At 59.8% G+C, this 23588-nt stretch carries 28 protein-coding genes, 1 tRNA gene, 3 pseudogenes and 2 CRISPR repeat arrays; of the genes and pseudogenes, 11 read left to right on the forward strand and 21 right to left on the reverse strand.

The window, feature by feature from the left end; all coding sequences use genetic code 11:
* Positions 1–5 precede the first annotated feature (5 nt).
* The 4 genes from TNEU_RS02860 (at position 6) to TNEU_RS02875 (ending at position 4084) form a co-directional block, all read left to right on the forward strand.
* Positions 6–1787, forward strand: a complete 1782-nt coding sequence (locus tag TNEU_RS02860; protein WP_012349934.1) for a hypothetical protein — start codon at positions 6–8, stop codon at positions 1785–1787.
* Between the two features lie 484 nt (positions 1788–2271).
* Positions 2272–2685 (forward strand): Vpr/Vpx protein, encoded by a 414-nt coding sequence (locus tag TNEU_RS02865; RefSeq protein ID WP_012349935.1) that lies wholly within the window; start codon positions 2272–2274, stop codon positions 2683–2685.
* On the forward strand, positions 2624–3049 hold the full coding sequence (locus TNEU_RS02870; RefSeq protein ID WP_148682303.1) for a hypothetical protein: 426 nt from the start codon (positions 2624–2626) through the stop codon (positions 3047–3049). The genes TNEU_RS02865 and TNEU_RS02870 overlap by 62 nt, the downstream gene beginning before the upstream one ends.
* Before the next feature lie 30 nt (positions 3050–3079).
* A CRISPR array of direct repeats spans positions 3080–3443; the repeat unit is 25 nt; unit sequence GTTTCTACTATCTTTTGATTTCTGG.
* Between the two features lie 275 nt (positions 3444–3718).
* Complete coding sequence (locus TNEU_RS02875) at positions 3719–4084, forward strand: hypothetical protein (RefSeq protein ID WP_012349937.1); 366 nt, start codon at positions 3719–3721, stop codon at positions 4082–4084.
* 569 nt (positions 4085–4653) lie between these two features.
* On the opposite strand, the gene cas4 is transcribed toward TNEU_RS02875, so the two are convergent.
* From cas4 to TNEU_RS02900, 5 genes and pseudogenes are all read right to left on the reverse strand, one after another.
* A complete protein-coding gene (gene cas4, locus TNEU_RS02880; RefSeq protein ID WP_012349938.1) occupies positions 4654–5196 on the reverse strand; it encodes a CRISPR-associated protein Cas4 in 543 nt (180 codons plus the stop codon).
* Entirely contained in the window at positions 5174–5461 is a 288-nt protein-coding gene (cas2, locus tag TNEU_RS02885) for a CRISPR-associated endonuclease Cas2 (RefSeq protein ID WP_012349939.1), read from the reverse strand. Before cas2 ends, cas4 begins: the two co-directional genes overlap by 23 nt.
* The gene (gene cas1 / locus TNEU_RS02890) at positions 5458–6369 is read right to left on the reverse strand and encodes a CRISPR-associated endonuclease Cas1 (RefSeq protein ID WP_012349940.1); all 912 of its coding nucleotides are present in this window, start codon (positions 6367–6369) and stop codon (positions 5458–5460) included. The genes cas2 and cas1 overlap by 4 nt, the downstream gene beginning before the upstream one ends.
* Positions 6353–7216 carry a type I-A CRISPR-associated protein Cas4/Csa1 gene (gene cas4a / locus TNEU_RS02895; RefSeq protein WP_012349941.1) on the reverse strand — a complete coding sequence of 288 codons (864 nt, stop codon included), beginning with the start codon at positions 7214–7216 and terminating at the stop codon, positions 6353–6355. The genes cas1 and cas4a overlap by 17 nt, the downstream gene beginning before the upstream one ends.
* Before the next feature lie 316 nt (positions 7217–7532).
* A CRISPR array of direct repeats spans positions 7533–8159; the repeat unit is 25 nt; unit sequence CCAGAAATCAAAAGATAGTAGAAAC.
* A gap of 69 nt (positions 8160–8228) precedes the next feature.
* A pseudogene (locus TNEU_RS02900) lies at positions 8229–8708 on the reverse strand (hypothetical protein); the annotation flags it as partial.
* Positions 8709–8942: 234 nt separating this feature from the next.
* On the opposite strand from TNEU_RS02900, the gene TNEU_RS02905 reads away from it, so the two are divergent.
* The 4 genes and pseudogenes from TNEU_RS02905 to TNEU_RS10395 all read left to right on the forward strand — a co-directional run.
* Positions 8943–9134: an ATP-binding protein gene (locus tag TNEU_RS02905; protein ID WP_187146740.1), complete on the forward strand. Its 192-nt coding sequence runs from the start codon at positions 8943–8945 to the stop codon at positions 9132–9134.
* A 75-nt stretch (positions 9135–9209) separates the two neighbouring features.
* A complete protein-coding gene (locus TNEU_RS02910; RefSeq protein ID WP_187146741.1) occupies positions 9210–9668 on the forward strand; it encodes an AAA family ATPase in 459 nt (152 codons plus the stop codon).
* Positions 9665–9724, forward strand: a pseudogene (locus TNEU_RS10545) (hypothetical protein); the annotation flags it as partial. The gene TNEU_RS02910 and the pseudogene TNEU_RS10545, both read left to right, overlap by 4 nt.
* Positions 9725–9897: 173 nt before the next feature.
* A pseudogene (locus TNEU_RS10395) lies at positions 9898–10263 on the forward strand (DUF234 domain-containing protein); the annotation flags it as partial.
* On the opposite strand, the gene sixA reads toward TNEU_RS10395, so the two are convergent.
* Together sixA and TNEU_RS02930 are read right to left on the reverse strand one after the other, a co-directional pair.
* Positions 10260–10700: a phosphohistidine phosphatase SixA gene (gene sixA / locus TNEU_RS02925; protein ID WP_012349943.1), complete on the reverse strand. Its 441-nt coding sequence runs from the start codon at positions 10698–10700 to the stop codon at positions 10260–10262. The pseudogene TNEU_RS10395 and the gene sixA sit on opposite strands and share 4 nt — an antisense overlap.
* A 154-nt stretch (positions 10701–10854) precedes the next feature.
* Positions 10855–11334, reverse strand: coding sequence for a 50S ribosomal protein L11 methyltransferase (locus TNEU_RS02930; protein ID WP_245521992.1), 480 nt, complete (start codon positions 11332–11334; stop codon positions 10855–10857).
* A gap of 161 nt (positions 11335–11495) precedes the next feature.
* Between TNEU_RS02930 and TNEU_RS02935 the strand changes: the two genes are divergently transcribed.
* The gene (locus TNEU_RS02935) at positions 11496–11753 is read left to right on the forward strand and encodes a hypothetical protein (protein WP_012349944.1); all 258 of its coding nucleotides are present in this window, start codon (positions 11496–11498) and stop codon (positions 11751–11753) included.
* Between the two features lie 43 nt (positions 11754–11796).
* Here TNEU_RS02935 and TNEU_RS02940 read toward each other — a convergent pair whose 3' ends face one another.
* Complete coding sequence (locus TNEU_RS02940; RefSeq protein WP_012349945.1) at positions 11797–12405, reverse strand: ParA family protein; 609 nt, start codon at positions 12403–12405, stop codon at positions 11797–11799.
* Positions 12406–12816: 411 nt separating this feature from the next.
* Between TNEU_RS02940 and TNEU_RS02945 the strand changes: the two genes are divergently transcribed.
* Complete coding sequence (locus TNEU_RS02945; RefSeq protein ID WP_012349946.1) at positions 12817–14058, forward strand: zinc ribbon domain-containing protein; 1242 nt, start codon at positions 12817–12819, stop codon at positions 14056–14058.
* A gap of 233 nt (positions 14059–14291) precedes the next feature.
* Here TNEU_RS02945 and TNEU_RS02950 read toward each other — a convergent pair whose 3' ends face one another.
* The 11 genes from TNEU_RS02950 to TNEU_RS03000 form a co-directional block, all read right to left on the reverse strand.
* Positions 14292–14654, reverse strand: a complete 363-nt coding sequence (locus tag TNEU_RS02950) for a nucleotidyltransferase domain-containing protein (protein WP_012349947.1) — start codon at positions 14652–14654, stop codon at positions 14292–14294.
* A complete protein-coding gene (locus TNEU_RS10510; RefSeq protein WP_342606874.1) occupies positions 14626–14787 on the reverse strand; it encodes a HEPN domain-containing protein in 162 nt (53 codons plus the stop codon). The genes TNEU_RS02950 and TNEU_RS10510 overlap by 29 nt, the downstream gene beginning before the upstream one ends.
* Before the next feature lie 207 nt (positions 14788–14994).
* Positions 14995–15092: transfer RNA gene (locus tag TNEU_RS02960), tRNA-Arg, on the reverse strand.
* A 419-nt stretch (positions 15093–15511) separates the two neighbouring features.
* The gene (locus tag TNEU_RS02965; protein ID WP_012349948.1) at positions 15512–15844 is read right to left on the reverse strand and encodes a hypothetical protein; all 333 of its coding nucleotides are present in this window, start codon (positions 15842–15844) and stop codon (positions 15512–15514) included.
* A 4-nt stretch (positions 15845–15848) separates the two neighbouring features.
* Positions 15849–16139 carry a helix-turn-helix domain-containing protein gene (locus TNEU_RS02970; protein ID WP_012349949.1) on the reverse strand — a complete coding sequence of 97 codons (291 nt, stop codon included), beginning with the start codon at positions 16137–16139 and terminating at the stop codon, positions 15849–15851.
* 27 nt (positions 16140–16166) lie between these two features.
* Positions 16167–16703, reverse strand: a complete 537-nt coding sequence (locus TNEU_RS02975) for a nicotinamide-nucleotide adenylyltransferase (protein WP_012349950.1) — start codon at positions 16701–16703, stop codon at positions 16167–16169.
* Positions 16700–18166, reverse strand: a complete 1467-nt coding sequence (pheS, locus tag TNEU_RS02980; protein ID WP_148682308.1) for a phenylalanine--tRNA ligase subunit alpha — start codon at positions 18164–18166, stop codon at positions 16700–16702. The genes TNEU_RS02975 and pheS overlap by 4 nt, the downstream gene beginning before the upstream one ends.
* A gap of 52 nt (positions 18167–18218) precedes the next feature.
* Positions 18219–18449 carry a ribbon-helix-helix domain-containing protein gene (locus tag TNEU_RS02985; RefSeq protein WP_012349952.1) on the reverse strand — a complete coding sequence of 77 codons (231 nt, stop codon included), beginning with the start codon at positions 18447–18449 and terminating at the stop codon, positions 18219–18221.
* A 52-nt stretch (positions 18450–18501) separates the two neighbouring features.
* Entirely contained in the window at positions 18502–18819 is a 318-nt protein-coding gene (locus TNEU_RS02990; protein ID WP_012349953.1) for a hypothetical protein, read from the reverse strand.
* A gap of 35 nt (positions 18820–18854) precedes the next feature.
* The gene (locus TNEU_RS02995; RefSeq protein WP_012349954.1) at positions 18855–19979 is read right to left on the reverse strand and encodes a DUF1512 domain-containing protein; all 1125 of its coding nucleotides are present in this window, start codon (positions 19977–19979) and stop codon (positions 18855–18857) included.
* A 118-nt stretch (positions 19980–20097) separates the two neighbouring features.
* On the reverse strand, positions 20098–21594 hold the full coding sequence (locus TNEU_RS03000; RefSeq protein ID WP_012349955.1) for a hypothetical protein: 1497 nt from the start codon (positions 21592–21594) through the stop codon (positions 20098–20100).
* A gap of 90 nt (positions 21595–21684) precedes the next feature.
* On the opposite strand from TNEU_RS03000, the gene TNEU_RS03005 reads away from it, so the two are divergent.
* Positions 21685–21981, forward strand: coding sequence for a hypothetical protein (locus TNEU_RS03005; protein ID WP_148682309.1), 297 nt, complete (start codon positions 21685–21687; stop codon positions 21979–21981).
* Here the strand turns inward: TNEU_RS03005 and TNEU_RS03010 are convergent.
* Entirely contained in the window at positions 21961–23187 is a 1227-nt protein-coding gene (locus TNEU_RS03010) for a coiled-coil domain-containing protein (RefSeq protein WP_012349957.1), read from the reverse strand. The two genes, TNEU_RS03005 and TNEU_RS03010, sit on opposite strands and share 21 nt — an antisense overlap.
* 30 nt (positions 23188–23217) lie before the next feature.
* Complete coding sequence (locus TNEU_RS03015; RefSeq protein ID WP_012349958.1) at positions 23218–23553, reverse strand: hypothetical protein; 336 nt, start codon at positions 23551–23553, stop codon at positions 23218–23220.
* Between the last annotated feature and the right edge of the window lie 35 nt (positions 23554–23588).

Consider the following 23588-nt stretch of genomic DNA (forward strand, 5'->3'; position numbering starts at 1 on the left):
ACAGTATGGGTTCGTCTGAAGTTAAGATATTCGCCATCGCGACCCTGGGCCTAATGAGGAGGTACGATGAGGTCGTATACAAGGTGTACGTCCCGGCAGGCGGCCGGCAGAGTAGAAAGCCGTACTACATCCGCACCTACTTTAGCCCCCTCGCCCTAATTCTGGCGCATGCAATAGAGCACAAAGCAAGCTCGGCCACATTAACAGTGGCGGCCCCCATAACTCTGTACACCGAGTGGGAGAGCCAGATAGAGAAGAGCCAGATAGACTTGGAAGCCGTCGCGAACAGTATACTGAAAAAAGAAATCTTAAGAGAAGAAACCTCAAAAAAGGAAGACACGCAGAAACAATACCTCATAGACGAGGAGGTGAGTAGTGAGTTACAAGAAGCGAAAGAGATCTACAGGATCACAAAACTGGAGTTCCCAGACTCCGCAGGCGGTGGGCGCAGCTCCGACAAACTCCCCTATATATTCACAAGAAAAGCCACCATTCAATACATAGCAGAGAAAAGCGGTGAGGGCTCAAACAAGCTCTCACTAGACTTCTACATGGCGCTACTCCCACTTACGGGAAGCTTCCAGCACGACGAGGAGAAAGTCTGGAAGGGGAAAGTCTGGATATTCAGAGAGAAGTCGGAGGGCGACATAGAGATGTTCGGGAGGTCTTTGGCGTCTTCCTTTACCTACGCCATAAGGGAGTCCCTCAGACGGGTGGAGGGAAAGGGCGGCGCCATAATCCTCGTGGACACAACCCACGGCCTCAACATAGCGGCCGCCCACCTAATGGCCAGCGTAGTGCAGAACTACGGCCTCATAAACTACGAGCTCGAGAGGCGCGGCATAGAGCTCCTCGACATATACTTCTACAACAGCGACCCGTACGACCCAAAAAGAAGAGACAAACTGCAGCTGCTAAGCCACTACTACCAGAAGGTGGTAGGCGCGTCGATCGCGGAAATAGCTCACAGAGCCCCAGAGGTGTGCCAAAGCGAGAAGGGCGGAGGAAGTCCCGGGGGCAGAGAGCCAAGCCAAGAGTTCTGCAACCTGCTCAAAAGGGTTATAACCATGCTCAGGTCAAACCTACTGCTCTGGTCCCTCTACGACATTGAGACACTTAACTACACACCCGACGAGATCAGAATCAGCGAGATCAGAATCGGGTTGAAATATAAGGATAAGGATAAGAAAAAGAGTGAGATCAGCGAGATAAATTACGACATAGAGGGGGCCGTCGACAGCGGCGTGGTGTGGCTGTGGGAAATCCTAAAAGAGGCGGCCCAGAGGGCCATAACAGAGCTAAAGGACAAAGACGTGATGAGCCACATCGAGAGGACAAGAAGAAAGAAGGCGGTGTGCTTCAACGTAGAGAGGCTGGCCAAGGCCGTGAAGGAGTCGACAGACTGGCACTGGAACCTCCTGCGCGAGATAATGGGCCCCACAGCGGAGCTGATACTACAACACGAGCTAGAAGAGTGGGAGAGCTCAAAAAACCTCAAGTACCTCTACCCCAAAGGGCTGGGAGACTGCATAAAATGCGACATCCTCCCCAGAGAGTCCGTCGGAGGCATCACATACCGCATCGCCAAGCCGCAACTTGAGCAGGAGAAGGCGAGGAACATAGTGGCGCACGCCGGCATAACAAAGGTGGTTGAAGACATGTACTTTCTCTTCACAGAACAACAAAACGACTGCAGACTGACGGTGCTATGCATAGCGGAGAAATTCCCAGACAACATCCTGCAAGCCATCATAAAGAGGGGGCAATCCTCCTACGACACCTCTTGACAGCCAACCCAACTAACCGCTTCCCACAGCCCTTCCAGAGCTAATCGTCAGCGAAACCCCCTCCCTAGGAAGGCGACGCCCGCTAAAGACACGCCGGGCGGCAACCGCCGCCAACCGCATAAGCAAGCAGAAGAGAACCCCGCTATAGAGGCCGCAATACACAGAGACGGCAAAGTTGACAATTACAACGCGGTCTGGCGCCGGCAAGCTCTGCAGAAACGCCACTCTGGAGCCAAGGCGGGAGATCTACGCCAATATAGACGGCGCTAGCACCTGCTAACCAAGAGCCTAAAAAACCAAGGCTCTACAAAACGAGCCTTCACCACATCCACACCTCCAAACTCTTCACAACACACTTGTTAGTAAAAGATGTAATATACTCCAGACAAGGGACTAGATAACTAAACGCGAAGAACGGCGTACGCCGGAACTATCGCTCGCCTTCCCCCGCGTCCACACCTCCTTCGGAGAGGGAAACAAGAGGGTGCACGAGTTCAAGACGGGGCTTGCGTACCTGCTCCTCACGAGGGCAGTGGTGGAGGGCGAGGTGCCTGAGGAGTGCGGCAGGGCGGATCCTCTGGCGTTGCTCCCAGTACACGCCGGGGCGACCAGGTTCGCCTACGCGTGGGCTAGGATAGCCGCGTCTACCCATAAATACCTGCGAGACAGGGGGGCTGGCGTGCTGGCGTTTACCACCGCCCTCATTGCGGAGTACGTCGAGTGGTTGGACGAACTCATGCCGGAGCTGAGAGAGGCCGTGAAGCACCTCGACGCGGAGCTCAGCTCGGCCATCTGGCTTCAAGAGGGGGGTGCCGGAAACACGTGCAGGTGGTTCTTTGGGGGCGTACGACGAGGCATGCAAGAGCCTAAGCCGCTACCCCGACGTCGACAGCTGTGAAGACCTCAAGAGGAAGGGGTTTAAGCTAGACGGTTGCCTGGTGCTGGTGGCCACCGAGACGTTCTCCCCGTATCTGTTCGGCGCGATCCCAGCCGACGAGTACCTGGTGGCGTACACCCCCAACTTCTACAGACAGGTGAAGTTCGCCCTAGACATATACAGGGCCTTCGGCGACGGCAAGGCAGTAAGACGCGCCTTAGTCAGCAGAGACAACCCATACATAAGCTACCTATCGCTCAGGAAGGCCCTAGAAGAGAGGGGAGGCCAAGGCCACTGCTACTACATACCAAAGCTCTCCGGGACAGGCGCCACATACCTAGCACTGAAAAAGCTAGAACGCGAAGGCCTACTCAAAAAACCCTAAAACCCCCAAGCCGAGTTAGATATCGATCATGTTTTTACTATCTCTTGATTTCTGGGTGGAGAGATCATCAGGCAAGCCATATATGAGTTAATAGAGTTTCTACTATCTTTTGATTTCTGGAAAGCGTCCAGCGCAATAAGGAATCTTCTGCTAGACATAATATTGTTTCTACTATCTTTTGATTTCTGGGAGCGGGATCCTCATGTTAACGCCGAGTCGGGACGGCGAATAGTTTCTACTATCTTTTGATTTCTGGGCCGCGAGTGCGGCACCGGGCCCACGCTAAGAACTTCGCAAGCGTGTTTCTACTATCTTTTGATTTCTGGATAAGAAGTGCAACAAATGCGCTTTGAAGAGAGACTTTATTCCGTTTCTACTATCTTTTGATTTCTGGGGCTTGTGTTTTTAGATCTTTTGGGTTTTTAAGTTTTTTCGTGGTTTTTTGTTGGTTCGGCGGTCGCTTTCCAGCCCCTCTTTACATTCACACATTCTCCTGTCTGGGTGTAGGCGTACGCCATTCTTCGCCTTTACCATCATACACGCGCCCTAGAGAAGGCGGCCACCCAGCGCCATTCTTCGCGTTTGGCCTTCTAAACCCTTGTCTAAAGTATATTACATCCTTTACTGACATATAGAGTAATGTTTTAATGCTTGTGGGATATCGTAGGCATGTATCTCTACTTTGGCCGTGTGAGAGTTGGCCCTCTCGTTGGCTATCTCTGGCTTTTGGGCCGTCGGCTGTATCTGAGGGTGGGGTGGCGTCCTCGTGATACCGTCTACCTCGGCTCTGTGGACGACCTGCTGGGGGTGGCTGTGAGGGTTAGGCGGCTCGTCCCAAGGCCCCTCCCCGTTAGGCACCTCGTGGCTGCCCTCGTCGACGCCCTCAAAAAGGCCTACTACGTCGCCAGCCGCTACCGCGACTCCCCCCGCTGGAAGATACGCGCCTGGGAGGCGGCAATGGCCATAGAATACGCCGCCTCTGCGCTGGCGATGTACTGGCCAAGCGCCGCCAAGAAGATACTAGACGACGGCTAGGGGGTTGTGTTGGCCGCGTTGAGCTCGGCTTTTTCGACTGCCGGTTCGATGAGTCGCGCGTCGGCTCTGTTTATTTTGGCCCCCGACGCGGCGTATATGCTGTGCCTACCATGAGCTTGTCCCGTCTTGGGGCTGTCACCTGGCGGCGGCCTGCTCTACGTCTCTACGGCCCTTTGACGTCGCCGTATGATCGTGCTTGAAGCCGGCGAGCCTCATCTCGGCCTCGTGTCAGTCGGCTGGAGCGCCGCCGTGTCTGCTGAGGCTTGGCGTCACTAAGTCGGCTCTTCGCCGACTGCGTTTCTCAGCCTCTGTTTGATTCCGGGGCCGGCTTTCGCCTCACTGCGGTGGGTTATCCACCGCGCCTCCTCAGCCGTATCGCCGGGACCTCAGTGCGGTCTGCTAATGGGGGGGGGGGCCAGGCCGGCTTGGGGGCCAACCTTTCCTCAGCTCCACGGCGCCTCCGGCTGCCGGCTTGGTGAAGTGCGGCCTGCCTGGCGTAAGGCGGCTAAGCCTGTGTGCGTCGAACGGCGGGGGTGCGCCGTGTACTGCGTTTTGTTGGGGGTGTGTTCCTAGGGAAGGCGGTTTGTGGCGCCGCTGCAGATTGGCCGGTATTGGCAGTAGGCGCACTTCGGGGTTTTTCTGGGGGGCGGGGGCGGCCCCTCTACTACCTCTGCCGCCTTTATGAGCAGGGCCTCTGCTACCTTGAGCTCCGCTGGGGTTATCTGTAGCCTGGCCAGCCTCTCGCCGTAGGCTATGACGCCGAGGCTTACCGAGTGCCCCTGGGCTTTCACTAGGTAGGCCTCTGCATATAGTTGCCACTTGTGTTCTCTCCGGGGGACTCCCGTCTTTATCTCCACGGGCACCGCCGAGTGCCTCCGCGCCACCATGTCCACAACGCCGTGTGTCCACCCGGCGTCTATATAGACCGGCTTGGGCTCTGCCCCCAGGGCGGCCGCGAGCTTCTTCCTCAGCGCCTGCTCCTCCTGTCTGCCCTTGGCCATGGAGGGAGTCGTGGGGACGCCGTGTCTTTTGGAGAGCCAGAGGTAGCGCGGGCACCACTCCAGCTCCAGCACGTCCCAGGGGGTGGGCCTATATGACGTAGGCTTGGGCATATCTAGGCGGCTTGAGGGGGGCGTAGGGGGGCTTGCCTAGCTCGAGCGCGGCCTCCAGCTGCTCTCTCGACACGGGTATCAAGGCTATGTGCCCCCTTTTTACATATCTAGAGAGGATGTGGAGCAGGTCCTTGGCCCTCCCCCTCTCCAGCCTCCCCACGTAGAAGCTCCTCTGCACTCTGACAAACCCCCACTCCTGTAGCACCGCGGCGGCTTTGGCCCTCTCTCCGTCGTCTTCGATGTCGTAGACGGCCAGCCAGATCATAGCTTATGCGGCGTGTATACCCCCCTGCCCTCTAGGTGGGCCACCGCCAGCCCCACCTGCCTCGCTATGGTGGGCTCGAGCCTCATCTCGAGCCACTTCTCCACCAGCGCCGCCCTGGCCTCCCGCTTCAAGACCCCGCCCTCTAGCCAGTCTGCGGAGGGCTTGGCCTTGAGCACCATGAGGTCTATGTGGGGTCTGAACTCCTCCATTAGGTCCAGCACTAGGGAGGGCCTCCCCGACTTATCCACGTGAAGGTAGCCGGCGTAGGGGTCGAGGCCGTGGATAACTGCCTGTCTCCACACGGCGTAGCGGAGTATCCCATAGCCGTAGTTAAGCGCGAGGTTGAAGGGGTCGGAGGCGTTTGGATCTCTCGTGGGGGTCCCAAAGGCCTTTGAGAGGGCGGCCCAGTACTCAGCCGCGGCGCGCCCCTCGTGGCCGAGGACGCACTGTGGGTCTCCGCACCGGGGGACCGCGGCCGCCGCCTCTGCCACCCTAGACGCAGCCCCCGCGAGCTCTTGGTACAGCTCCCTCCTCCACAAGCCGGCTCTCCTAAGCGCCGCCGCTTGGTTCACGATCTTTCCATACACCACCAGCTTGGCCAGCTCGAGCCCCCTGCCGTTTAGGTAGGCCTCGTACTGAGCCCGCCGGTGTGCAACCGTGCCGTTTGCCTCAGGCGGAAACAGCCTAGCCGCGGGGTTGCCTCTGCCGTCGAAAAACACCACATCTACGAAGCTCCTCGCCAGGGCCCTCACTAGCCTAGACGAGATGGAGACGCCCCCAGTGAGGATCCACAGCCTGTCCACTTGGTGTATGGGGATCCTCTCGGCGGCCCCGCCCCTCCTCCTCACCACCAGGGCCCACCTGCTGTAGCCCAGCGACACCCCGTGCTCCTTAACTACCACCTCCATGGCAGTACCTGTAGAAGACACATCTGTCGTCGCACCTAGGGGAGAGACCCGGGTCGGCCCCCGAGTGTAGAAACTCCATAAGTCTGTCTCTCTCCTCGAGGAACTGCCGCCGCAGCCCCTCGCCGATAGCCACAGGCCTAGCCCTCACCTTCACCCCTCCGTTGAAGGAGATGTATATCAACAGCCCCGCGTCGACGGGGACCTCCTCGTCTGCCTCAACGGCAAGCGCGTAGCCGGCGAGGGCCAAGGCGTGTCTATCGTCCTCAGGCCCCACCTTCACCTCGACGACGACGTTGTGGAAAAGGGCGTCTGCCCTAACCAGGGTGAGCCCCAGCGGCCTTCCGTCGATCACGTATTCAGCCAGCAGAGGCACCGCCCGCGCCGCGAGCATGTAGGGGTCGAAGCTCCCCCGCGCCGCCACCTCGTCTACCCTAGCCGCCACCTGCACCGCCAGAAACCTCGCCAACTCGACCCCCCGCTGATCTGCCTCGTGGCCAACCGCCGCAGCGGCCTCAGCCGCCACCTCCTCAGGCTTAAACGCGGAGATGAGATCCCACCCCCTCAGCCCCTCCTCCACCAGCCTCCTCAGCCTAACGAGACTACGTCTAAACACCTCGTGTATATACCCGCCGAACTTCAGCGAGCCGTTGGCCTCCACCCTCACCTTGGCGACCCTCCGCAGGTACAGGTCACGCCTAGATTCACAAACTCCGCCGACGATTTCAGAAACCGAAAGCCTCACCCCAAGCGGCGGAGGCGCCACAGGAGGCTCCCCCCATCTCCAACCCCTCAACTCCTCCCCAACCTCAACCCTAAGCCCCCTCACAAGTCTAAACTCCCTAAACATACCCACCCCAACATGTATCTTTTAATGCATTCACATATATGTATGTAAAGAGGACGAAAACAGAAATATATGAACATAAAACAGAAACTCAAAATTAGTAAAACGCCGACAGAAGAGACAGAAACGCACACGCGAAGAATGGCGCTGGGTTGCGCCTTCTCTAAGGCGTGTGTATGATGGTAAAGGCGAAGAATGGCGTACGCCTACACCCAGACAGGAGAATGTGTGAATGTAAAGAGGGGCTGGAAAGCGACCGCCGAACCAACAAAAAACCACGAAAAAACTTAAAAACCCAAAAGATCTGAAAATACAAGCCCCAGAAATCAAAAGATAGTAGAAACCGGTTTTCTCACTACACGTCGGCCTTCGCCACTGTCGAGAGCCAGAAATCAAAAGATAGTAGAAACACAGCCCAGGCCGCCCTCACGCCGCTGTGCTTCCGCGCCAGGCCAGAAATCAAAAGATAGTAGAAACATGCCAGTGGGGAGGAGCTCCAGCACCAGGCCGTTGCGCACAGACGCCCAGAAATCAAAAGATAGTAGAAACACAGTATCGGGAATCCCAGCGCCATCGATTGTCTTCACAATCCCAGAAATCAAAAGATAGTAGAAACTGGCTATCGCGTCCATAACCGCACGCCAGTCCTCGTCGCACCAGAAATCAAAAGATAGTAGAAACAATACGTCCTCGGCCTTGCCGGTGTGCATAAGCCGCTCGGCACCAGAAATCAAAAGATAGTAGAAACCGGTGGAGGTTACGCGCCACGCCGTCGTGGTAGTGATGCAGTAGAGCCAGAAATCAAAAGATAGTAGAAACAGAATATTTCTTCTCGACGTAGGCTCTCAGCACGGCGGTCCAGAAATCAAAAGATAGTAGAAACAGTCTTGCACCGCCCAAGAATTCTCCGGTCTCAGCGGACCAGAAATCAAAAGATAGTGAAGACTTTCCATTCTCTTTGTGTTTATGTTTATATTTCTGCTTTTTATTTTGCCTGTGGATATATATTTGGTGGTTATGTGCGGCGTTGGATGTATTTTAGGAGTGTTTTTCCTGCTTCTGTGAGTTTGTCGTTGTTTAGGAGTCCGTGTTTTGTGAATTCTTTTAGGATTTTTTTGTCGTATCGTCCGAGGTCTTCTAGGGGGCCTTCGGCCAGCTCTTCTAGGATTCTTCTTCTGGCGTTTGCGTTGGAGCGTGTGAGTTCGTTGACGTAGAGTATTGGCATTAGGTCTATCTGGACTATCCTCTCGGCGTGTTCTGCCATGGTGTAGACCGCCTCTATTTTGGTGTTCCACAGTCTGACTGCCAGCAACGCGGCGGTGTAGAGGCAGAGGGAGAGGGCCCTCACCCCTCCGCCTATGTCGAGACAGTACTCGCTGCCTCTTTCGCTGAACAGCTCGGCGGCGTCGCCGACGCACTTCCAGAAGTCCTCGGGGTTTAGGGAGGCCTCCTCCAGCGCCGCCCTCCTCGCGTAGAGCCGCACCTCCTCCACGGCGTTTTTTGTCCTGTAGTATCCTGTCCAATGACCAGGACGATTTGTTTGTGATGCTGGCTAACGCGTTTGCGATGCTTGCTAGGGAGCGTGTGGGAGGATGTGTCCGCCGGTGGTGGGGTTTGTCGGGAATCTTCTTTCTTCGCAACGCTCTGGGCGGGCCTGGCCGGCGGCCGTGCCGCCTCACGGCGCCTCCTGCGCTTGTGAAAATTTATTGTATTGTAAGTTATTATAACTGTGGATCAATTTTTTGATCGGGAGAGGGAGCTGGAGTGGCTTGAGGGGCTGTACCGTAGGCCGGGGGCTCAGCTGGTTGTTGTATATGGGAGGCGGAGGATTGGGAAGACTGAGCTTTTGAGGCGGTTTGCGGCTGGGAAGAGGGCGGTGTATTTCTACTGCGAGAGGATGTCTGTGCGGGAGCCTGGCTGAGGGATGCCTTGGCGGCGGGGCTGGGGGCGCCTTATCTGCGGGGGGCGGCTTTTGAGGGGGGCGCTTTTTAGGGCTGTGGAGCCGCTTCTGAGGGGGGAGCGGACGGTGCTGATCTTCGACGAGTTTCCCTACCTGGTTGACGTGGATCCGTCCGTGTTGAGCAGGTTTCAGCGTCTGTGGGACGAGGTTCTTTCTAGGACCGAGGTCTTTCTAGTGCTCTGCGGCTCCAGCGTGTCTGTGATGGAGGGGGAGGTGCTGGGGTACAGGTCGCCTCTGTATGGGAGGAGGACGGCCAGCTGGAAGCTGGGGGAGCTTCCCCTCTCCGCTGTGAAGTTCTTCTACCCGCGGCCGTTTGAGGAGAGGCTCTACGGCGTGGCGGGGGGCGTGCCGATGTATCTCAGGAGGTTCGACGCCTCTCTGCCTTTCTGGGAGAACGTCAGGAGGGAGTTCTTCACCAAGGGGGGCTTCCTCTACGAGGAGGCGGAGTTTCTCCTGCGGCAGGTGCTTAGCCGCGGAACTACTCCCTGGTCTTGAGGGCTATCGCGGACGGGAGGAGGAGGCTGGGGGAGATAGCCAACGAGGCGGGGCTCGACAAGGGGGCTGCCTCCCGGTATCTGGCCGCCCTGGAGCTCCTGGATCTTGTGGGGCACGAGGTTCCTGTGTTGGAGCCGCCCAAGGCGGGGAGGAGGCTCTACTTTATCCGGGATAACTACCTTGCCTTCTGGTTTGCCCACGTCCAGCCGCGTAGGGGGAGCAGGGGGCGGGCGAGGCGGCGCTTGAGGAGGCCAGGGGGCGGTTCCACCTCTACATGTCGCGGGTGTATGAGGAGGTGGCGCGGCGGGTGGTGCAGGCGCTTCACCCGGGCCGGCGGGTGGGGCGGCAGTGGGGGAGGGTGGGCAGGAGGACGTACGAGATCGATATATTGGCCGTGGGGGAGGGGGGCGCCTTCTACGGCGAGGTGAAGTGGTCTGACGGCGTGGACTGCCCCGGCGTCAAGAGGGAGCTGAGGGAGAGGGAGCTGGAGGGGGTCAGGGCAGAGGGGTTCTACGTCTTCGCGTTCGCGAGGAAGGAGGCCGGCTGCTTTGACCTGGGGGATGTGGAGCGCCTCGTGGAGATGTACAGCATCTAGGCCAGCTCCGGCGTTAGATACCATCTTATCCTCCAGGGCGGCCCGGCGAGGCAGAGGGCGGCTGAGTGGCGGAACTCTACGACGTCGGCCCCTAGGAGGGAGGCGGCGAGGCGGGCTAGGTGGGGGAGGTGGCCCACTATCATTGCGTCTTCGGCTATGGCGTTTATACGCTGCGCCCAGGGGGCCGGGTCGTCGTTGGGGTTTAGGCCCTGTGCCTCCTCCAGCCTGGCGGGCTTGAGGGCCTCTGCGAAGATCTCGGCCGTCTGCTTCGCCCTCTTCTTCCCGCTGTGGTATATCGCGGCGATTTTCACGCCGGCTTTCGCCAGCGCCGCGGCCACTCTCCTCGTCTCGTCGGCCCCCTCGGGCGTCAAGCTCCTCTCGGGGTCGACGCTCTCGGGGTAGGCCTTGCCGTGTTGGACTAGGCAGAGGAGGGGCATATCGTCCCCCACTCCCCCTTTTTAATCCCTTTTCGCCGTTTCGCCTGGGGGGCGGATGGTAGACGCAACGGCCATGTACTGCAAGGGCCGTGGGCTGAGGCCCCGCGTCTGTGTAGGCCCGGCGGCGTTTCTCGCGGGCTAGGCGGGGCGTGTCTCAGCTATGTGCGCCTCTATGAGGCATATGTGGTCTAGGGGGGTTGATGTGCAGGCTTTTATCCTTGGGGCGAGGCCGTGTTGGGCTAGTATTTTGGCGGCCTGCTTCACGTCGGTGAGGGTTGAGGCTGTGATGTAGAGCGTACCCCCCGGCTTGAGTACGTGGGTTGCCTGGGCTGTGATTTCTCTTATGGCCTCTAGGCGGCGGCCGGCGCACCAGCTTCTGTCTTTTTCGTCTCTTGGGGAGGTAGGGCGGATTCGCCGTAACTACGTCGTAGGGGGCCGCGGCTAGTAGGGCTTTTCTTGTTGGGCAGATTGCGACTTTGTGAGCCGCTCTGTTTATCTCTGCGTTGACTCTTGCCGTGGCGAGGGCTGGGGGGCTTATGTCGTAGGCGCACACCGTCTCTACCTGGGGGCTTTTGGCTATGGCTATGGCGCCTGAGCCTGTGCCTAAGTCGGATGCTCTGCCTCTGGCGTCTATGTGGCTTATGGCGAGGGCTGTTGATACGGCGTTGAAGACGCCGCGTGGGATGTAGAGCGCCATGTCTCTAAACCTATACACTGCGGCTGGCAATGCGGCGTGTAAAATGCGGAGCTGGCCGCCTCTGCGCGTAGCATATATATCAGCCGCCTCTTGTATTTGTGGCTTGTGGCGAGGCGGAGGTGGTCAACACGCTGAGGGTTAGGCTCGGCTGCTCCGGGGGGCGCCCCATCGACCTGGGGTTTGCGAGGGTGGTGCCCGACTTGGTGTGTGGGGGTGTGCCGGTGGAGGTGGAGTGCCTCTCTACCTTCTACTGTGGGGTGGGGCAGGCCCTGGCGTATCTCTACGGGGTGGGGAGGGCGGCTCTTGTCCTCGTCGCAGACGGCCCGCGGCCTGGCCTTGGGGATTTCCTGAGGTGACTTTCGCAACTCTTGGACGTGTATCTCTACGTGGGGGGCGAGCTTATTCCACTTGGTAGGCGGCGTTGGCCTTTATGAAGTCCATTAGACTTTCGATGTACGCCGTGAACTGGGCCTTTATCGCCTTGTCGTTGCTTCTCAGGGGGTGTCCGCTCTTTTGGTACTCCTCGGCGCCTAGGTCGTTTCTGAGCTTGAAGCCGTAGAAGGGCGTTGGGGTTTTTCCGTAGTAGTGGTCTGCTTTGTCGTTGCGTATTACCGTGATGCCGGGGTACCTCTCGGTGAGGGTTTTGTGGAGGGTTTTCCACTCCCGTTCTATGTCGGCTACGTCGGTTGTCCTTATCTGGTTTAGGAGCACGGCGGCGTACTTCTCCGGCTCTGGGATGGAGAAGTGGCGTTTGAGCATGGCGAATATCCTGTCTAGGAGGAGGACCGTCTTCTCCCTCTCGGGCTGTCCAGGCCTCGTGAGGGCTATGTAGAAGGGGGCGAACATCACGACCATGGGGAAGTGTGAGTAGAGCCAGTTGGGGGAGTCCACGATTATATAGTCGAAGTCCTCCTTTACGGGGGCGACCAGCTCCTCTAGTAGCCACTCCCACCTGGGCGTTCTGAATATCTCCATGGCTAGGTCGTCTAGGTTGCCTCCCGGCAGCACGTAGAAGACGGCGTCTAGCCCCCTCTCTGCTTACCACCTCTATCACCTCGACGGCGTTGGCGATGTATGCGACATCTTCACACCTCCCCCGCCACATGCGCGAAAAAGCCAGGAACATTCTTTCAACTATTTCGATACATCTGCCTGACGGCACCGTCAGGCAGATGAGCCGAGGAAGTGGAAATTGTGAAGAGACCGTGTTAGAGGTGCGGGTGGGTTGGATGGTTTACAGCGGTTATCGCCGCGGTTGGCATCTCGAAGGCGTGGGGCTGCGTATAACGCCGGCGAGACAAGACGGCCCCGCGGCGGAGACCGCCGGCGCTGGCTACGTATGCGGCTGTAAAACTTTTGGCCTGCCCCCGTCTATCCTCCATAACTAGTGGAGAATTCAACCCCACCACGTATACGCACATGTACGCATACAGAACGCTGAGGGTGGAGATCCCCTGGCGTCTCGTCGAGGAGCGGCCGGACGTCCTTGATCTCGTCACGAGGATGCGCCTTGCGGCGGAGGAGTACGTCAGAAGGCTGTTGAAGGAGGTTACGGGGCAGGAGGAGTCCGGACTCACGGCGGAGGAGCTCGACAGACTCCTCACGCCAGACAGGCGGGAGCTGGCTGTCAAGATAATTGAGGAGGTGTTCCCCAAATACGACCTCAAGAAGTATTTTGTAAACCAGGGAAAGGTGTTCTGGCGCGATGTCGTGTTCCACAGGGCGGTTCCGCTTGACGCCCAGCTTAGGATCGAGAACGAGAGAGATGTTGGCAGAGCGGTCTTCGTCGACCTCAGAAGCGAGGTCCTCAAAGTGCGGAGACTAAATGAGACCTTCGTCGTTAGACTGAGACGCAACGACATCGCTTGGATCAGAGAAAGATTAGAAGAGGGCGCCAAATTGAAACTGGCGTTCCTCGGCGTAGAGAGGCGGAGGGGCAGGGAGCCGACTTACGGAAAGCTCTACATAGCGCTCGTCTTTGCCCGCGAGACGGCGCCTGTGGAGCCTAAAGCTGTTGTCGCTGTCGATGTGAACCGTCTCGACCACGGCATAATGGTGGGTCTCCTTGTAGACGGCAAGATCGTAAGGCGGATGAGACTACTAGACGAGGGTGCGGTAAGGGAGCTGAGGAGACTCCACGAGGAGATAAGCCGCCTTGACGAGCGAGCCGCTAGGGAGGCGGACCCCGCCAGAAAGAGACGTCTCGAAGACAGAGCCCGCCACCTCGCATCGAAACGGTTTAGGAAGATGAGAGATGTAGTGATACGAATCGCCGGCGAGATAATTAAGTTGGCGAGAGAGCACCAAGCCGTGATCGTGTTGGACACGATGGAGGACGAGAGTTATCGGGAGCTGAAGGAGGGCGACGGGAGCGGAGTGAGGAAACACTTTCTAGACGGTTTGGGACAACTGAGGAGACGCCTACAGACGCTCGCCGAGTGGTACGGATTGCCTTACCTTGAGGAACGGCTGTATTCGACCATCTGCCCCCGTTGTGGCGCGAAGATGGAGGGGCTGAGCAACAGGCGGATGCATTGCCCCTCATGCGGCTTCTCAGACCACAGAGACAACGTGCCACTGATATGGGCTAAAAAGCGCTACTGGGAGCTACTCCAGAAACAACCCGCTTTTTCGGCGACCATCTTACTTTTAACCTCGTAATTTTCTTCTCCCATGAACCCACCGGCCTTGGGGCACCGGCCGACTGCAGAAGCCGGCGAGCCCGAACGCACGGGCGCGGCCGGGCCCCCGCGCCCGCGGCCGCCCTCTGGGCGTCTCCGCGGGCGAGCCCCGAGCCCCCGGGGAAGGCCGGCGTTGTGAAAGGGGCACATGCATATTGCTATTTTCGGCTATATTTTTAACTTACTCTCTCACCCACCCGGCCTTGGTTCTTTTTAGGCGGCGGCGTAGGCCGCCGCGGCGGCGCGGGCTCTCTCGAGGGCGGCGGGGTCTCCGCAGAGTAGCTTGGCGTCGGCGAGGGCGTCCAGCAGTATGGTGGATCTCTCCAGCGCCTCCTCCAGCCTGTCGAGGGGGGCCCAGACGATCTGCCCCACGGGGGTGTTCTCCACTCTGTACTCCCCCTCGGCGGCCACGGCCAGCATGTCCCAGTCGCTTAGGGGGGTGTGGTCTCCCCTTGCTCTGGAGCCGAAGAGGGCCACGGCGGTTGCCCTTCTGCAGAGCTGTTCGAGTATCTGCCTGAAGCGGGCTTCCCTCTCGGCCTCGACCTCTCTAACCAGTGAGATTATGTCTCTCGGCATATCTCCAGATCGTCTCCACGCACTCCACTGCCCCCTCCGCCTCCCAGTCGTTGACCCTGGCGTCTGGGTACCGCGCCTGGACGTAGTGCTCCTCTGCGCACCGGGGGCGCCCGCGGCCTTCTCCAGTAGCGATAGGAGCTCCGAGGTGGAGTGCGTGATCGGCTTGAAGCCGGTCAGCCTTATCAAGATCCCCTTTAGGAGGAGCTCGGCTGATTGTTGCGAGTAGAAGGCGGCTGAGTCGTACCTCCTCTAGGTCTTGTCTTGCGTATTGTCTGAACCTCTCGGCGCGCTGTATCCACGGCCTCCAGGCCACTGTCTGTGTTGGGTGTGGATTTAAAGGTGGCGGGCCCGATGGGATTCGAACCCACGACCTACGGCTTAGAAGGCTCGGCGGACCGGCGGTCCTCCGCCGCTCTATCCAGGCTGAGCTACGGGCCCTGTCTTTTGTGATTTCTCCGCTTTATAAGCTTTAAGGGGGGTTGCGCCGCCGCCGGTGCACCCCGCTGTGTCCACCGTATATCTTTAAATACTGGCTTTTTCCCCAGGCCTATGGCTGAGAAGGAGAACGAGAAGAGGGAGGAGAACAAGGGGATGAAGGTGATTAAGACCTACGAAACGACGAGGGTAGTGGTCAAGATGGGTATTTTGTGATCCCGTCTGGGCGGTAACTCGACAGTTCTTTTAACCACGCCCAGGTTCTTTCTCCTCGCCTGCGCCTTTGCCGGCGCCTCGGGCGTGGGGTCGCGGGGCCGGAGGGCGCGTGGCCCTCCTCCAGGCCTGGTCGGGGCGCCTCGCCGCTGTAGACACGCGCAGCCGCCTGTGCCGAAACGCAGATTTTTTCAGCGGCTTGGGCCCTCTCAGGTGGTCTCGACGGTGTAGTCTATTTCCTCTCCCGCTATTATCACCTTTATGTGTCTCTTCCTGGTTTTGACTTCGCTTCTGGGCTTGAGGACGGCTGTGTAGCTTCCGTCGGGGTTCTGTCTGTACGACTCGACTGTCCAGTCCTCTCCGGCGCATTCGCTGTACATGGCGGCGAAGTCTTCGAAGTAGTCGACGGTTCCGCAGGTGTAGCACATGTTGCCGTGGAACCTGGCCGTTATGGCTCTCGGCTCGGCCTGTAGGATATCTACGAGGGCCTCGGCGCCGAAGACCGTCCTGAACTTCTCTATGGTTTGTCTTAGGCAGTCCATGGCCTCACTGTGTGACGTGTGGCAGTAGGCACTCGACTAGTTTTCTGCCTTTGTCGGTGATTCTGACGTATGTCTTTATGTCGAGGCGCCTCCTCTCCACGAGGCCTAGCTTCTCCAGCCTTATGGCCGCCGTGTAGAAGGTGGGGCCTAGGTAGCCGTAGTCGAGGGTGTCTATGAAGTCTGCCCACTTTACCCTCTGGTTTACGAAGTAGAGGACGAAGAGGGTGCGGAAGCCGTCGTACCTCACCGCGTGTAGGAACTTGTCCAGTTTTTCGATGACGGCGCGTTCGTCCATGTCCGTGTCTACGCCTCCCTTTTATAGTTACCACCTGTGGGGCTCCGCCTCGCCGGCGGCCGCGATCCTTAGCCTCTCGGCGCCGCCTATTGCCTTTATTATCTCTGCGACGGATCTGGGGACGAGCTCCTCCCACTGGGGGTCGCCCCTCATTAGGAGCTCCCTGACTCTTGTGGAGCTGTACCTCTCCCGCTGGTACATGGGCTGCTGCCTCACCTCGTACCCCGCCTCTCTGAAGAGGAGCGCGACGTATGGGTTTCCGGTGTACACCACCTGGAAGGGGGGCGCGTACGATTTCACCCTCCCCAGCCACTCCAGGTTGTTTTCGACGTTTGGTATGGGGATTGTGCAGACGCGGGATAGGTCCACGCCGGCTTCCCTGAGGGCTTCCCTGAGCATCCATATCCTCTCGCCGGCTGTGAAGGGGTCCTTCGCTATGTAGTTGAACTGGGCTGAGCCGACGGCCACCACCAGCTCGTCTACCTCCTTCAGCACCTCCCGTATGGCGTATACGTGGCCCCAGTGGGGGGGCTGGAATCTGCCGGGGAAGAGGGCCCGCTTCACAGGGTGTACCTCCCTCCGGCGGCCGCGGCGGATCTCCTGTATCTAGCCCAGCGGCTGTAGTACTCCCGTAGCCTCTCGGGGTCCTTGGTGAAGAGCTCCCTGATGTCGTCTATGCCGAGGATTATCATGGCTATCCTGTCTAGCCCCCAGCCCCAGGCCAGCACCCTGCTCTTCCTCACGCCGAGGGGCTCGGTGACCTCGGGCCTAAATATGCCGGCCCCGCCGAACTCCACCCAGCCCAGCTTGGGGTGCTCCGCGTATACCTCCACAGAGGGGGAGGTGAAGGGGAAGTAGGCCGGCCTGAACTTGACCTTGGCCATGCCCAGGGCCTTGGCTATCTGCTCCAGCTGCCCCAGGAGGTGTTTGAAGGTGAGGCCCGGCCCCACCACTATGCCGTCTAGCTGGTGGAACTCCATGCTGTGTTTGGGGTCCAGCTTCTCCGGGCGGAAGACCCTGCCTATTGTAAAGACCTTGTACTCCCCGTCGCCTCTCTCCGCCAGCGCCCTTATGGTGGTGGCGGTGGTCTGGGTCCTGAGGACGGGGTTCAGCGCCTTGTTGGGGTCCCATCTGTAGCGCCACCTCTCCTCGTGGATCTTCCCAACGGCGTCCATGAGCTCGGGGGGCGGCCGCTCCAGGGGGCCCTCCCACCTCACGTAGAAGGTGTCGTGGACCTCCCTGGCGGGGTGGTCCTGCGCTTGAAACAGCGCGTCGAAGTTCCAGAACTCCACCTCCAGTACGGGCCCCCTCGCCTCCTCGAACCCCAGCCCCACCATCACCTCCCTGACGTAGTCCAGGAACTCGTTGAAGAAGTGTGGGACGGGGCCGGGGTGCTCTGGGGGCTCTATGGAGAGGTCGAAGGGCTTTAGGGTGTAGCTCCTCCACCTGCCGCTGGCTATGTCCTCCGCCGTGAGGGCCGTCTTGACCTCCGCGGGCTTGACCGCCTCGGGGGGGACCGCGGCTTTTACATACACCGCCGTCTTCTCCACCTTCTTCACCAGCTTCCTCCGGGCGAACTCCTGGAGCACCTCGGGCGGCGCCTTGTCTATGGAGGCGAGGAGGCGTTGCCTCTCCTCCACCGCGGCCAGCAACCTCCTGTAGGTCTCCTCGTCTAGCTCCAGGCGGCGGCCCCTCGGCCTTACCCCCAGCTTGGCTAGGTTGGCCAGGGCGAGGTCGGCCTCGGGCTGGGCGAGGTCGGCTACGCACAAGCCGCCTTCGCAGCGGGCGGCCTTGAGGAGCTTGTACTCGGGGAGGCCCTCCTCGGCGCGGCGCCTGCCCTCCTCGGTGAGCTCGTAGCTCTCGGCGGTCCGCCTCTCCACCTGGAGCAGGCCCCTGGCCCTGGCCTCCTCCACGTATCTCATGAGGCTCTCCGGCGCTACGCCCATCTCCCTCGCCACCTCCTCCAGCGGCCTCCAGGCCGGGGCTCTCCTGAGGATTTCGTATATCTGTTGCGGGACTAGGGCCACGGGGGTCTGCAAAAGCACGTTATTAACTGTTTCCCGGGGGGCGGGCCGGGGTCTAGCGGCCTCTTATGAAGGCCGCCGGGATGTCCTCCTCCTTCTCCTCCTCCCTTGGCGGCTTTGCCTTGAAGACCTCTCTGTATAGGAGGTCGCGGAGGGCGGCTCTGATGGCCTCGCTACGGTTGGGGAAGATCCCCCTTCTGACGAGGTCGTCGAGCTCCTCGAGCATCTTCTTGGGCACGTGCACCGAGATGAGGGACATCTTGTCCTGGCTCTTGCTCCGCGGCATGGCCTATTTTATCTCCTGCCTTAATAAAGGTCTTCGCCAGGTATTACGGCTGTTATACCTCCGCCGTGGCCTTGGCGGAGGAGAGGGCCTTTATCAACAGGTCGAGGACGTGGTATCTGGGGAGGGTGGAGAGCCTCTTGGCGAGCTTCCTGAGCTTCTCCGCCTCCTCTGGCGTGATCTCCTTTGGCCTCCCCTCGCCGTCGTAGGCCTGCCAGCCTCCCTTCTCGTATATATAGCCCACGTCGTCCATATATACCTCGGCGTAGAGCCCCCTCCTCTTGGCCTCTGCGAAGACCACCACGTTCTTCAGCTCCAGCTCCATGTAGCTGTTTCTGAGGACGAGCCTTAGGAACGGGGCTCTAAGCCTCACGGCCTACCCCACTGCCCTGGTTAAAAATGTATCCATTACGACGCGGCGGGGGGCTGGCCCACCCCCACGGTGTTTCCAACGCCTATCAGCAGGACCGCCTCGCCAGGCTGGACTTGGCTGGTGATGAACTCCAGCACCCGCTTGGTGGTGTACTGCACCGCGTTGTATATCTCGGCGGTCATGGCGGTAAGCGCCTCCGACTGCCGCATCTTTATCAAGAAGGCGTACAGGGGTACGCCGTATTTCGTCGCGTAGGACTCTATGTTGAACTTCTCCACCCCCACCCCGCCCATTGCAACGCCTATGCCCTCAGCCACCTCGCCCGTCTTCTCCCCCTCAAGCCTCAAGGCGGCGTCTACAGTGACGATGTATTTAGGCTTTGCCTTCAGCTCGCCGAAGACGTACTCCACAGCCTCGTCTAGCCTCCCCACGGTGCTGCCGGGCCCCTCGGCCTTTATCACGTAGAGCTTCCTCCCCTCGTATTCGCACTCAGCCACCACCGTGTCTTTCACCGCCTTGTGGTAGACGAGGGAGCCGCAGCGGCTGAGGACGTTGTACGCCACCTGGGGGCCGGCGCTGTCGCCGATGGGGGAGCCTCTTATGAAGGAGGAGACCGCCTCGTTTACCGTCTCCGTCAGCTCCTTAAGCAGGGGGAGCAACATGGTGAGCTGGATGACTAGGTAGAAGGCCTTGTACTTCCTGGCGGTCTTGTAGTAGTGGTCCACCACCTTGTAGATGAGGTTCATGTACCGCAGCGCCTCCACCGCCGTGGCCATGTTCTTCACGGCAACGCCGTCTTCCACCAGCCTCCCGATCTCCCGCTCGTAGGTCTCCACGTAGGTGTTCAGTATGTGTTTATACTTGGGCACTATGCCGCTTGGGTCTAGAGAGGTGGGCTCGATGACTGCGAAGTCCACCATCCTCTTGAGCGTCGCCTCGAGCTCCTGCCTCTGCACCTCCCTCCTCTTGGCCTTCTCCAGCGCCGCCAGGACGTTGGCGGAGGCCGTGTTCAGGAGCTGGCCTAGGTAGGAGAGGAAGCCGCTGACCTGGCTCAGGTACCTCCACATCTGGAGGTCCTGCAACATGAATATCAGGGCGAACCATATGAGCATGGAGATTAGGTACCACATCGAGTCGTAGCCGCCCGTCTGCGTGTACATTACACCGACGTCTGTTTTGACTTAAAAAGGTTTTGACAGACTCAGCGATCGAGGACCAGCTCACACGTCGCAGAGAATCCCCTCATCACGTGCCTCCCCCCGCCCCAGGGTTAAAAACCTACACCTCCACCAGGTCCCCCCGCGGCCTCGGCCCCTCCTCCCCCCTCTTCCTCGCGATGAAGGCCGCTGCGGCTCCCACCGTCGCCGCCGCGGCGGCGATCTTTAGAAAGCTGTGGGGGGTCAAGGTGGGTATCTTGACCTCGGTCTGTAGCTGGACTAGGTAGGCCACGCCGTTTACCTCCACCGCCGCTCTGCTGTCTAGTGGTATCACCCTGGCCACGCCGTCGCGGCCGGCGAACTTCAGCCCGCCCACCGCCACCGTGAAGGCCGGGATGGGGGTGCCCAAGGCGTCCACCACCCTTATGGTGCGGAAGAGGGATGAGGCGTTTACGGCTATCACGGGAGCCGCCCTCCTAACGAACTCGGCCACCTGGGTCCCGTTGTAGAAGAGCTTGACCGTCACGTTCTGCCCCATCTTTGCCACCTCCGGCTGGACCACCGCTGTGAAGCCCGGCGCGTCCAACACCGCCTTGGGCTTCACCAGGTCTGTGTAGGCCTCCACCACGCCGCCTGACGCCTCGGCGGGGTACCTATACACGGACTCCCCCGCCTTTACATATACAGCGTAGGAGGCGCCGGAGACCACACACATCGAGACGGGGGTTCCGTCGTCTGTGGCCACCATATACACAGGCAGATCCTGGCCGTCTGCGGTTTTGGCCTGCGCCCCGCGGAGCCTCCACGTGGTGATGTTCTTGGGGAGGTAGTAGAAGGAGAGGGCGTACTCCTCGCCGGTCTCCAGCTTTACGTATACGCGGAGGGGCCTCTCGGTGGGGTTGACCACGGTGGCTGTGCCTCTGCACTCCCCCACCACGGGTACCGCTATCTGCTCAACAACGATCCGCGGCTTGCCCACCACGGCCCTCTGGCCGGGGGCGAAGTACAGCTGGAAGTCGGGGGTCCACCCTCTAACGCCGTCGACCTTCACCCCCTCTGTGGGGACCTCCACGTAGTAGTCCGGCTTGTCGTCGCTGAGGCTGATGTACGTCACGTTGGCTATGCCGTAGGCGTAGATCTGGGCGCCGCCGTATACCACGTACTCCTCGGCGTATACGCCGAAGGCCGAGGCCGAGTACACCCTGTATACGTACCTCCCCTCCACCTGGGGCGGGGTGAAGGACTTGATCCTAACTATGGCCGTCCCGTTTACCACGTAGGGCACGCCCTGGAGTAGATAGGCCGAGTCCTCGCCTTTGACCGAGACGGGTATGAGGGGGCCGAGGCTCCTCCACCGGTCTACCCTCACCGTTATGTAGTCGCCGCACAGGCGCCCCCTTAGGTATTTGGGGGTGGGGTAGGGGTCGAGGGCGGGCGGGACGAGGGAGCCGCTGCTTGATACGCCGTATACCGACGCTATCCCCCAGGGCGCGAGGGGGTCCACATACGCCGTGAAGTTGGCGCAGCCGCCAAGCGGCGCCGTGTAGATAAACGGCATGGCGGTTATGGGCACTGCGGCGGCCGTGGCGTTGATCAGCAGATACAGGAAGCCGAGCATGGATGTAGGCGGCCCCGCGGATATATAGCTAGTGGGCAAAACCCGGATTTCTGGTGCACAACTCTTAAATACCGCCGTCTTGTGGACGCCGTGAAGTGGACACTCTATGCGATCCTCTACCTCATAGGCGTTTTGACCCTCGGCCTGCTCCTCATGGGGGCGGAGAAGATGGCCGCGGCCGCGCTCGACCTCGTCTTTCTGGTGATCGCGGTGGTCCTCTTCCGGCTGGCGCTTAAGGACGTGTCCGCCGCCTTGGACATAGCCTCGGAGGACAGGGAGAGGGCTGAGTATAGGATGATGCAGGTGATCCTCATCGCGACGTTTCTAATCGCGGCGGGCGTCCTGGGGTACGGCTTCTTGAAGGCCCTATTTCCCTTTATCCCCTAGGCGGCTTCTGCACTCCTCCAGCTGGGCCTTGAGCTGGGCCAACATGGCCTCCCTCAGCAGGAGGCTTCTGTAGAAGGCCAGCGTCTCCCGCTCCTGCTCCAGGAGGCGGCGTTGCCACTCGTTGAGCTTCTGCTCCTCCTCGATCAACCTCTTGGCGAATCTCCCCAGGTTGTCCAGCAGCTCCGTCTCCTTGGCCCTCACCGCCTCCTCAAGACGCTTGAGCTCCTCCTCCTTCTTCGCCACGGCGTTTTCAAAGGTCTTGTACTTCGCCGCCATCTCCTCCAGCTCCTGCCTCTTCCTCTCCAGCGCCGCTTGGACCTCGGCGAGCTCCCTCTCCCTCTGGGCAAGCTCGGCGAGTCTCTTCTCCACCTCGGAGGCTTGGGCCACCAGCGCCTTAGCCCTCTCCTCCTGCTCCGCCAGCTGCCTCTGCCTCACGGCGAGCTCCTGCTCGGCCTTCTTGAGCTCGAACTCCTTGCGCAACAGCTCCTCCCTCAGCCTCCTCAGCTCCTCCTCCTTCTGGGCAAGCTCCTGGCTTCTCGTTGCCAGCAGGGCCAGGGCTTTGCGGGTTTCCTCCAGGGCGTTCTTCGTCGGGTCGGCCAGCTCGGACATCTTCCTCGCGTTTTCCAGCGCCAGGGCGAGCTCCCCCTCCCTCTTCCTCAGCGCCTCCTCCCTCGTCTTCAGCTCCGCCTCTTTGTAGGCGAGTTGCCTTATCTTGGCCTCGTACTCCTGCATCTTCGCGCCGAAGTCCTTCATCATCTCCAGCATGGCTGACGCCACGGTTCTGATCTGCTCGCTCTGGCTCTTGATGGCGTTTAGCTGCTCGGCGAGGCTTTCAACTCTGCCCGCTACGCCGTCCAGCTTTTCGGCCACCGAAATGAACTGGTTCGTCGCGTCTACCACCGCCTTTGCAGACGCCGAGAGCCTCTCCGCCACGGCCGTCAGCTCGGAGGCTCTGTCCGCCGAGGCGTTGAGCTGGGTTATGGCCTTGTTGAGCTGGGCGGCGCCCTCGACCAGGTCCTTGGAGATCCTGCTCAACAGGGAGGCGAGGCCCTCCACCGACTTCTTGAGGTCGAGCGAGTTGGCCTTGACCTCGGCCACCACCTCGTTTCTCACCTCCTCGATGCGGGTGGAGAGGGTGGTGATGTCTGTGGAGAGCTTCGCCAGCACCTCGTCCACCTTCTTTCCCGCGTCTTCACGCCTAAACACAGTGTTAGATATGCCAAGATATATATCTGTTTACTTTAAGATTTTGTTGAGGGCCTCCTGGAGGGCGAGCATCTTCTCGAGCACCGCCGTGCACGCCTCGTCTCTCCTCAGCCGGTCCTCGGCTACGGCGGCTCTTATGAGGCTGGCGTTTTCCACAACGGCGGCCGCCGCGGCGTTGAGCTTCTCCGCCGCCTCCCGGAGGGCGTTTAACGCCACGTCTGCGTCTGTGGAGCGCGCCTGGGGCTCCGCGAGTTTTTTAGACAGCTCCGCCACCTCCCTCCTCAGGTTCGCCACGTCTTGCCTAAGCTGCCTCAGCTCGGCCAGGATCTCAACGGCGTACTCCGGTATGCCGAAGTCCTCGGCCATGCGGCTACCTCCCCCTGGAAATTTATAAGTAACGC

It is taken from the genome of Pyrobaculum neutrophilum V24Sta, from assembly GCF_000019805.1.
Taxonomy (GTDB): Archaea; Thermoproteota; Thermoprotei; order Thermoproteales; family Thermoproteaceae; genus Pyrobaculum; species Pyrobaculum neutrophilum.